The organism is Streptomyces sp. SID3343 (genome assembly GCF_009865215.1).
In the GTDB taxonomy this organism is placed as follows: domain Bacteria; phylum Actinomycetota; class Actinomycetes; order Streptomycetales; family Streptomycetaceae; genus Embleya.
Map to the genome: position 1 here is coordinate 21,957 of NZ_WWJX01000037.1, position 8,909 is coordinate 30,865.

Here is an 8,909-nt window from a genome sequence, read left to right on the forward strand (position 1 = left end):
AGACGGGCCGGGTGACCCCGGCCGGGGCCCGAGGCCCGGCGGCCGGGAGAAGACAAGCCGGTGAAGAAGACCCGGGCAGCAAAGCCGGGGAAGGAGGCCGGGACAACCCCGGCGCCGCGTCAGGCCGCAGCCGGTGCCGCGGTGGGCTCGACCAGCTTGTGCTTCATCTTGTAGTCGAAGACGAACGGGCCGAGCGGCAGGATCGCGGCGACGACGGCGAGCAGCGTGGTCTTGGTGTCCCACGACAGCTTGGTCCGCACGTCCAGCGTGGCCAGCAGGAGCAGGATGAACATCACCGCGTGCAGGACACCGAGCGGCATGACGAGGTTGATGTCCGAGATCCGGCTGAGCACCGAACCGAAGACGAGCAGGATCAGGAACGAACAACCTTCGGCGATCGACACGACTCGAAAGCGACCGACAGTGGTGGAAAGCATGGGAGTCCTCGGGAAGGAGAAGCGGGTACGAGGGGTGCCGACGGCCGGCCGGGCGATCGGCCGAGCGACCACGGCGCGATCGAGCTCAGGCGGAGGCCGTGGCGAGCTCGCGCTCCGCGGCCATCGCGACGGCCTTGCGCTCGGCGAAGAACGACGCGAGCGGAATGGTTCCGGCGAGCATCATCAGCAGCATGCGCTCGAACTTCCACTTCAACTTGCTGCTGAGGTCGAACGTGACGACGAGGTAGATCATGTACAGCAGGCCGTGCGCCTGGCTCACGTAGAGCGTCGCCTTCTCACCCGTGTCGAACCCGTACTTGAGCACCATGCACAGGCACAGCACCAGGAGCATGCAGCCGGTGATCCAGGCCATCACGCGGTATCGGGTCAGTACGACAGGCTTCACGGCAGCACCTTCGGTATCGGCGGGTTCGACGCCCTCGTCGCCCGCTTTTCACAATGGCGCATGCAGCTTACGTCGCCGGCACCGGGGTCCCCGAATCCGCCCCCTCCCCACCGATTCCGACCGACTCGACCCCTGACTCGACCGGCGCCGTGCCCGCCTGCCCGCCGGGTTCCTCGGCCGGACGGAAGTCGCCGGCGTCCACCCGCAGCACCCGCAACAGGTCGAAGATCTGGGCGCACTGCTCGGGCGTGTACGCGCCGAGCCCGAAGTCACGGGCGGTCAGGTCCCGGGTGGCCCGCTCGGTGACGTCGCGGCCGGTGTCGGTGATCACCGCGAGTACGCCGCGGCCGTCGCGCGGATTGGGCCGGCGGGTGACCAGTTCGGCCTGCTCCAGGCGGTCGATGGTGTTGGTGACGCTGGTCGGATGCACCATCAACCGCTCGCCGATCTTCGACAACGGCAGCGCTCCGTTGCGACTGAAGGTCAGCAGGACCAGGGCCTCGTAGCGAGCGAAGGTCAGCCCGTACGGCTTGAGCACCGCGTCCGCGCCCGCGAGCAGGATCTGTTGCGCGCGCATGATCGACGTGATCGCGACCATCGGAGGGTGCTCCCCCCATCGCTCTCGCCAGTGCTCGTCCGCACGCGTGATCGGATCGAAGGGGAGGTTCAGTGGCTTCGGCACGGGGCGAGCGTAGTGGAGGTTACCGATGGGTCACGTGGCCGTCTCACCAGTCGCACATCACCACATCACGCCCCACACCCGCCCGCCGCGCCAACCTCACCGTTGTCCGCGTGCGACCTGCGGCGCAGTGCGAGAAGGCAGCTGTGCCAATGATGATTATTCAACCTTCAACTATTTTGGGTATTCTCCGTACATGAGCGGAAGCGGAGCCGAGCCCAGGTGGCTGAGTGACGAAGACCAGTGCGTGTGGCGGCAGATCATCGCGGTGATCAACCTGCTGCCCGTCGAGCTGGAGCGTGAGTTGCAGCGCGAACACGGTCTGTCGATACACGACTACCAGATCCTGGTCCATCTGTCCGAGAACCGGGAGGGCGAGGTACGGCTGACCGATCTCGCGGAGGCGACCCAGCAGTCCAAGAGCCGGTTGTCCCACCAGATGACCCGGATGGAGAACGCCGGCCTGGTCGCCCGCAGGAACTGCCCGACCGACCGTCGCGGCGCCTTCGCGGAGCTGACCGACGCGGGCTGGGCCCTGCTGCGCGCCGCGGCGCCCACCCACGTCGAGGGCGTCCGGCGCCACCTGATGGACGTCATGACGCCGCAGCAGAAGCTCGTGGTCGGCGAGGCGTTCGGCGCGGTCGCCGAACGGCTGCGCCCGCCGGGCCGGGCCTGCCCGTCGTTGCGTCCGGGCGCGAAGCCCGAGGCCGCCGCCTCCTGAGGCCCGACCGGGCATCGTTCCGCACGCGCCGGACGTCGAGCCGGACGCCGTGCCGGACGTCGAGCCGGACGCCGTGCCGGAGGAGTCGAGCCCCGAGCCGGCTCCCGTCTCAGACCCCGCCGTGGGCGCCGATGGCGGCGATCAGCTCGTCGGCGGCCGCGTACGGGTCGAGGTCGCCGGCGAGCACGCGGCCCGCGAGCGTGTCCAGGTGCCTGCCGCCGCGCAGGTCGCCGATCCGGGCCCGCAGCGCCGTGACCGCGATCGCCTCGACCTCGTCGGCCACCCGGCGCTGCCGGCGCCGGGTCAACTCGCCGTCGGCCTCCATCCAGGCGCGATGCTTCTCCAGCGCCTCGACCACGTCCGCCACCCCCTCGCCGCGCGAGGCCACGGTCTTGACGATCGGCGGGCGCCAGTCGCCGGGGCCGCGGGCCTCGCCGAGCGAGAGCATGTGACCCAGCTCGCGCGCGGTGGTCGCGGCGCCGTCGCGGTCGGCCTTGTTGACCACGTACAGGTCGCCGATCTCCAAAATCCCGGCCTTCGCCGCCTGGATCCCGTCGCCCATGCCCGGCGCGAGCAACACGACCGTGCTGTCGGCCATCGACGCGATCTCGACCTCGGACTGCCCGACCCCGACCGTCTCGACGATCACCACATCGCACCCGGCCGCGTCCAGCACCCGCAGCGCCTGCGGCGTCGACCACGCGAGCCCGCCGAGGTGGCCGCGCGAGGCCATCGAACGGATGTAGACGCCGGGGTCGGTCGCGTGCTCCTGCATCCGTACCCGGTCACCGAGCAGGGCCCCGCCGGAGAACGGCGAGGACGGGTCCACCGCGAGCACGCCGACCCGACGGCCGAGCACCCGATACGCGCTCACCAAAGCGGTCGTCGACGTCGACTTGCCCACGCCCGGCGACCCGGTCAGCCCGATCACGTACGCGTTGCCGGCCAACGGCGCGAGCGCGGCCATCACCTCGCGCAGCTTGGGCGACGCGTCCTCGACCATCGAGATCAACCGCGCCACAGCCCGTGGCCTGCCCTCCCGCGCCTGGGCCACCAACGTCGCGACATCCATCCCAGCCCTCATCAGCCAAGGCTCCCCTGCACCGACAGCACCAACGGCATCAACACGAAAACGCAGAAACGATCTCGGAGTCGAAGGGTCCACACGTCGTGACGTGTACCCCTCGACTCCAAGATCGTTGCAGAAGAGCCGGGTTCCGGGTCAGTTGCCCGGGACCGTGAGGATCAGGGCGTCGCCCTGGCCGCCGCCGCCGCACAGGGCCGCCGCGCCCGTGCCGCCGCCGCGACGCTTGAGTTCCAGGGCCAGGTGCAGCACCACGCGGGCGCCGGACATCCCGATCGGGTGGCCCAGGGCGATGGCGCCGCCGTTGACGTTGACGATGTCCGACGTGACGCCGAGGTCGCGCATCGACTGCACCGCCACCGCCCCGAACGCCTCGTTGATCTCGATCAGGTCCAGGTCCGCCACGGTCAGGCCCTGCTTGCCCAGCGCGTGCTTGATCGCGTTCGAGGGCTGCGACTGAAGCGAGTTGTCGGGACCGGCCACGTTGCCGTGCGCGCCGATCTCGGCGAGCCACTCGATGCCCAGTTCCTCGGCCTTGGCCTTGCTCATCACCACGACGGCGGCGGCGCCGTCGGAGATCTGCGAGGCCGAACCGGCGGTGATGGTGCCGTCCTTGGTGAAGGCCGGACGCAGCTTGGCGAGCGACTCGACGGTGGTGTCGGCGCGCACGCCCTCGTCGGTGGCGAAGACGACCGGCTCACCCCGGCGCTGCGGGACCTGTACGGGGACGATCTCGGCGTCGAAGACGCCGTTCTTGGCGGCGGCCGCCGCGCGCTGGTGCGACAGCGCGGCCACCGTGTCCTGTTCCTCGCGCGAGATGTTCAGCTTGCCGTTGTGGTGCTCGGTCGACTCGCCCATCGGAATGTTCTCGAAGGCGTCGGTCAGACCGTCGTAGGCCATCGCGTCGAGCATCTCGATCGCGCCGTACTTGAAGCCCTCACGCGACTTGGGCAGCAGGTGCGGGGCGTTGGTCATGGATTCCATGCCGCCCGCGACCACGATGTCGAACTCGCCCGCGCGGATCAGCTGGTCGGCCAGCGCGATCGCGTCCAGGCCGGAGAGACAGACCTTGTTGATCGTGAGCGACGGCACGTTCATCGGGATACCGGCCTTGACCGACGCCTGGCGGGCGGGCATCTGCCCGGCGCCCGCCTGCAACACCTGGCCCATGATCACGTACTGGACCTGGTCCCCGGAGATGCCCGCGCGCTCCAGCGCGGACTTGATCGCGACGGCGCCGAGTTCGGGCCCGGAGAATCCCTTGAGGGATCCGAGCAGCCGGCCCATGGGCGTACGGGCCCCGGCGACGATGACAGAACCGGCCATGGTGGCCTCCACAACTTGGGGGTCGGGGTGCCGTCACCCGGAGGCTCCGGACGACGTGCGGCATCCCCGCGACGGACGTGAAGTTGTTCCGGAACCTACCCGCAAGGGCACGGAGCGTGGCAGGGGCCCGCGATGTGACGGAACCCACCATCTCCCACAGGGCGAATCCGGTGCGGTCTCCCCCATAGTCTCGTCTCGTCGGACCGGGTATCTACTCGCAGGTAACCCGAGTTTCGTCGGAGCCGTCAGCAGAGCTGTCCTGGAGGCCATGGTGCTCACTCGTATCGACCACATCGGCATCGCGTGCCGCGACCTCGACGAGACGGTCGCGTTCTACACAACGACCTACGGTTTCGAGGTGTTCCACACCGAGATCAACGAAGAGCAGGGCGTCCGCGAGGCGATGCTCAAGATCAACGAGACGTCGGACGGCGGCGCCTCCTACCTCCAGCTCCTGGAGCCGATCCGCGAGGACTCCGCGGTCGGCAAGTGGCTGGCGAAGAACGGCGAGGGCGTACACCACATCGCCTTCGGCACCGCCGACGTGGACGGCGACGCGGCCGCCATCGCGGGTAAGGGAGTCCGGGTGCTCTACGACGAGCCCCGACGTGGTTCCATGGGCTCGCGCATCACCTTCCTGCACCCCAAGGACTGTCACGGTGTGCTCACCGAGCTCGTGACCGCAGCCGAGAACCCCGGCGCGGAGCACTGACGTCCGAGCCGGACTCGCGACACCTCGCGACAGTTCGTGAGATCTCGCCTACACCTCGCGACTTCTCGCGACACCCCGCGATTTCTCGCCACGTCTCGCGAGCGCTCGCGCCACCGCGCGAATCTGACAAACCGTCAAACAAGCGGCCCGGTTTCTGCGACCGCGCCTCTTGTCGCGCGTACCGCCGGCACCTAACGTTACCGGCGGGTAAGTTCAGCAATCCCTCATGTTCTCCCATGCTTCAACCGCCGACCCATGGAGGCCGACGATGAAGGAGATCCTCGACGCCATCCTCGCGGGGGACACCCCCAAGGAGGCGTACGCGACGCTCCCGCTTCCCGACTCGTACCGCGCCGTCACCGTCCACAAGGACGAGGAGACGATGTTCGAGGGCATGGAATCGCGGGACAAGGATCCGCGTCAGTCGCTGCACGTCGAAGACGTGCGGCTGCCCGAACTCGGCCCCGGCGAAGCCCTCGTCGCCGTGATGGCCAGTGCGATCAACTACAACACCGTCTGGTCCGCGATCTTCGAGCCGGTCTCCACCTTCCGCTTCCTGGAGCGGTACGGCCGAAACTCCGACCTGACCAAGCGGCACGACCTGCCGTACCACGTGCTCGGCTCCGACCTCGCGGGCGTCGTCCTGCGCACCGGCGCGGGCGTGAACGCGTGGAAGCCCGGTGACGAGGTCGTCGCCCACTGTCTGTCCGTCGAGTTGGAGAGCGCGGACGGTCACTCGGACACGATGCTCGACCCCGAGCAGCGGATCTGGGGCTTCGAGACCAACTTCGGTGGTCTCGCACACATCGCGCTCGTCAAGAGCAACCAGCTGATGCCCAAGCCGGCACACCTGACGTGGGAAGAGGCCGCCTCGCCGGGCCTCGTCAACTCGACCGCGTACCGGCAACTCGTCTCGCGCAACGGCGCCGGCATGAAGCAGGGCGACAACGTGCTGATCTGGGGCGCCTCCGGCGGCCTGGGTTCGTATGCCACCCAGTTCGCCCTCGCGGGCGGCGCGACGCCGATCTGCGTGGTGTCCTCCGAGGACAAGGCGCAACTGTGCCGCGACATGGGCGCGGAGCTGGTGATCGACCGCAAGGCCGAGGGCTTCACGTTCTGGAAGGACGAGCACAACCAGGACCCGCGCGAGTGGAACCGCTTCGGCAAGCGGATCCGCGAACTCACCGGCGGCGAGGACGTGGACATCGTCTTCGAGCACCCGGGCCGGGAGACCTTCGGGGCGTCGGTGTACGTCACCCGCAAGGGCGGCACCATCGTGACCTGCGCGTCGACCTCCGGCTTCATGCACGAGTACGACAACCGCTACCTGTGGATGAGCCTGAAGCGGATCATCGGCTCGCACTTCGCCAACTACCGTGAGGCGTGGGAGGCGAACCGTCTGGTCGCGAAGGGTAAGATCCACCCGACGCTGTCGCGCACCTACTCTCTGGAAGAGACTGGTCAAGCGGCCCGAGACGTCCACCGAAACCTGCACCAGGGCAAGGTGGGCGTACTGTGTCTCGCACCGGAAGAGGGCTTGGGGGTCCGGGACGTCGAGATGCGCGCGAAGCACATCGACGCCATCAACCGCTTTCGTAACGTCTGACGGCGGTCCCTGGATCTGAGACCATTCTCCCTGGTAGTCAGTGCGGTACGGGCGGTTCCGGATGTACAGATGGAACCGAAGCGGCACCGATCGGCCGGAAACGGCCAACTTGCAGTACTGAAACGTACGCGGCCAGGGGATGGAGTGGGACCCCACAGTGCGGGGCTACGACCGCTACCAAGTCGACGAGCACCTCGAAGTGCTCGACGACGAGATCAAGCGGCTGAAGACGGAGCGCGACGACAACGTCGCTCACGCGGAGGACCTCGGCTATCAGGTCGAGGTTCTCCGCGCGAAGCTGCACGACCTCCGCCGGCAGCTCGCCACACCCCGATTCGACAGCATCGGCGGCCAGGCCGAGCAGATGCTGCGCAATGCGCAGCTTCAGGCCGACCAGGTCCGCGCCGACGCGGAGCGCGAGCTCCAGGAGTCGCGCGCGACCACCCAGCGCCTGCTTCAGGAGGCCGCCTCGCGCTCCGCGCGCCTGGAGGCCGAGTGGCAGGCCGAGGTCATGGAGCGCCGGCGCCGGCTCGACGAGGAACTCGCGCAGGCCCGCCTGGCCACCGAGTCCCGGGTCAACGAGAACGTCGCGTGGGCCGAGCAGTTGCGCGCCCAGGCCGAGGAACGCGCCCGGCAACTCCTGGACAACTCCCGCGCGGAGGCCGAGCGGATCGCCGCCGCCGCCCGTGAACAGGCGACCGGCACCACCGAGAGCACCCGGGCCGAGGCCGAGGCGCTGATCTCGCGCGCGCAAAGCGACGCGGATCGGGTGATCGCGGAGGCCAAGTCCCGCGCGAGCGCGGCCGTGGACCAGTCGGAACAACTGCGCACCGAGACGCGTACCCGGGCCGAGAACCTCGTGGGCGACGCCCGGGTCGAGGCCGCCCGAATCATCGGCGAGGCACGCTCCGAGGCCGAACGGGTCACCGGCGAGGCCGGCGCCCGCGCCCAGGGCGCGTCCGAAAACACCGCGAAGCTGCTCGAATCCGCCCAGTTCGAGATCGAACGCCTGCGCGCCGAGGCCGCGAGCGAAGCCGACCGCCGGCAGTCCGAGGCCCAGCGCCTGCTGCAGGAGGCGGAAGGCGGGGCCAACGAACTGCTCGGCAAGGCCGCGACCGACGCCGAGGCATATGTGGGCAAGGCCCGCGCCGAGGCGGACAAGCTCGCCGGCGAGGCCAGGGCCGCGGCCGAGCGGCTGCGCGCCGAGGCCGTCGCCGAGGCCGACCGACTGCGCGACGAGGCCCGTACCGAGGCCGAGGCGCTGCGCGCGGACACCCGTACCGAGTTGGACGCCGCCCGCGAGGAGACCCTGGCCAGGGTCGACGAGTTGGAGGCGGGCGCGCGCGCGGAAATCGACCGCCGCCGCCAGGAGGTCGACCGACTCCGGGCCGAGGCCAAGGAGTTGCTGACCAACGCCGAGGCCGGCGCCGCCGAGCGCCTGGAGACCTCCGCGCGGGCCGCCGACGACCTGATGGCCAAGTCGCGGTCCGAGGCCGACCGCGTCCAAAGCGAAGCCCGCACCGAGGCCGACGAGTTGCGCGCCCGGGCGCAGGCCGACGCCGAAGCGGTGGAGGTCCGCACCCGCGAGTCGAGCGAGCGTCTCGCCGGCGAAGCCCGGGAGTTCGCCGAGCAGTTGCGTGCCAAGGCCCAAACCGGCGCGGACGAGCTGCTCGATGCCGCGCGCGCCGAGTCCGGCAAGCTGCGCGAGAAGGCGGTCGCCGACACCGCCCGTCTGCGTGACATGACACAGCGTCAACAGGCCGAGGCCGCCGAGGAGTTGCAGCGCGCCCGCGACGAGGCGGAGCAACTGCGTACGGAGGCCGCCGCTGCGGCCGCGCAACTGCGCGAGGAGTCGACCACCAGGGCCGCCGAGCAGGTCGAGGCGGCCCGCGCCGAGGCCGAGCGGCTGCGCACCGAGGCCGCCGAGAACGCCGGTCG

At 69.7% G+C, this 8,909-nt stretch carries 8 protein-coding genes and 1 pseudogene; 4 read left to right on the forward strand and 5 right to left on the reverse strand.

Annotated features, from left to right (window positions below; all coding sequences use genetic code 11):
- Positions 1-119: 119 nt before the first annotated feature.
- The 3 genes from GT354_RS01180 to GT354_RS01190 form a co-directional block, all read right to left on the reverse strand.
- On the reverse strand, positions 120-437 hold the full coding sequence (locus GT354_RS01180) for a DUF3817 domain-containing protein (RefSeq protein ID WP_161354254.1): 318 nt from the start codon (positions 435-437) through the stop codon (positions 120-122).
- 85 nt (positions 438-522) lie between these two features.
- Entirely contained in the window at positions 523-843 is a 321-nt protein-coding gene (locus GT354_RS01185; RefSeq protein WP_161354255.1) for a DUF3817 domain-containing protein, read from the reverse strand.
- A gap of 67 nt (positions 844-910) precedes the next feature.
- The gene (locus GT354_RS01190) at positions 911-1,525 is read right to left on the reverse strand and encodes a MarR family transcriptional regulator (RefSeq protein ID WP_346011782.1); all 615 of its coding nucleotides are present in this window, start codon (positions 1,523-1,525) and stop codon (positions 911-913) included.
- Positions 1,526-1,718: 193 nt separating this feature from the next.
- Here GT354_RS01190 and GT354_RS01195 point away from each other — a divergent pair, with 193 nt between their 5' ends.
- Positions 1,719-2,243, forward strand: a complete 525-nt coding sequence (locus tag GT354_RS01195; protein WP_161354256.1) for a MarR family winged helix-turn-helix transcriptional regulator — start codon at positions 1,719-1,721, stop codon at positions 2,241-2,243.
- A 109-nt stretch (positions 2,244-2,352) separates the two neighbouring features.
- Here the strand turns inward: GT354_RS01195 and meaB are convergent, their stop codons facing one another.
- Both meaB and GT354_RS01205 read right to left on the reverse strand, forming a co-directional pair.
- Positions 2,353-3,315: a methylmalonyl Co-A mutase-associated GTPase MeaB gene (gene meaB / locus GT354_RS01200; protein WP_161354257.1), complete on the reverse strand. Its 963-nt coding sequence runs from the start codon at positions 3,313-3,315 to the stop codon at positions 2,353-2,355.
- A 150-nt stretch (positions 3,316-3,465) separates the two neighbouring features.
- Entirely contained in the window at positions 3,466-4,653 is a 1,188-nt protein-coding gene (locus GT354_RS01205; RefSeq protein WP_161354258.1) for an acetyl-CoA C-acetyltransferase, read from the reverse strand.
- A gap of 271 nt (positions 4,654-4,924) precedes the next feature.
- Between GT354_RS01205 and mce the strand changes: the two genes are divergently transcribed.
- From mce to GT354_RS01220, 3 genes and pseudogenes are all read left to right on the forward strand, one after another.
- Positions 4,925-5,365, forward strand: coding sequence for a methylmalonyl-CoA epimerase (gene mce, locus GT354_RS01210; protein ID WP_161354261.1), 441 nt, complete (start codon positions 4,925-4,927; stop codon positions 5,363-5,365).
- Between the two features lie 268 nt (positions 5,366-5,633).
- Positions 5,634-6,971 (forward strand): crotonyl-CoA carboxylase/reductase, encoded by a 1,338-nt coding sequence (ccrA, locus tag GT354_RS01215; protein WP_161354259.1) that lies wholly within the window; start codon positions 5,634-5,636, stop codon positions 6,969-6,971.
- Between the two features lie 139 nt (positions 6,972-7,110).
- Positions 7,111-8,909, forward strand: a pseudogene (locus GT354_RS01220) (hypothetical protein); the annotation flags it as partial.

Coding starts and splice junctions, on each gene's coding strand:
- meaB (WP_161354257.1), bottom strand. CDS start 3,315: ATGGATGTCGCGACGTTGGTGGCCCAGGCGCGGGAGGGCAGGCCACGG.
- GT354_RS01195 (WP_161354256.1), top strand. CDS start 1,719: ATGAGCGGAAGCGGAGCCGAGCCCAGGTGGCTGAGTGACGAAGACCAG.
- GT354_RS01205 (WP_161354258.1), bottom strand. CDS start 4,653: ATGGCCGGTTCTGTCATCGTCGCCGGGGCCCGTACGCCCATGGGCCGG.
- GT354_RS01180 (WP_161354254.1), bottom strand. CDS start 437: ATGCTTTCCACCACTGTCGGTCGCTTTCGAGTCGTGTCGATCGCCGAA.
- ccrA (WP_161354259.1), top strand. CDS start 5,634: ATGAAGGAGATCCTCGACGCCATCCTCGCGGGGGACACCCCCAAGGAG.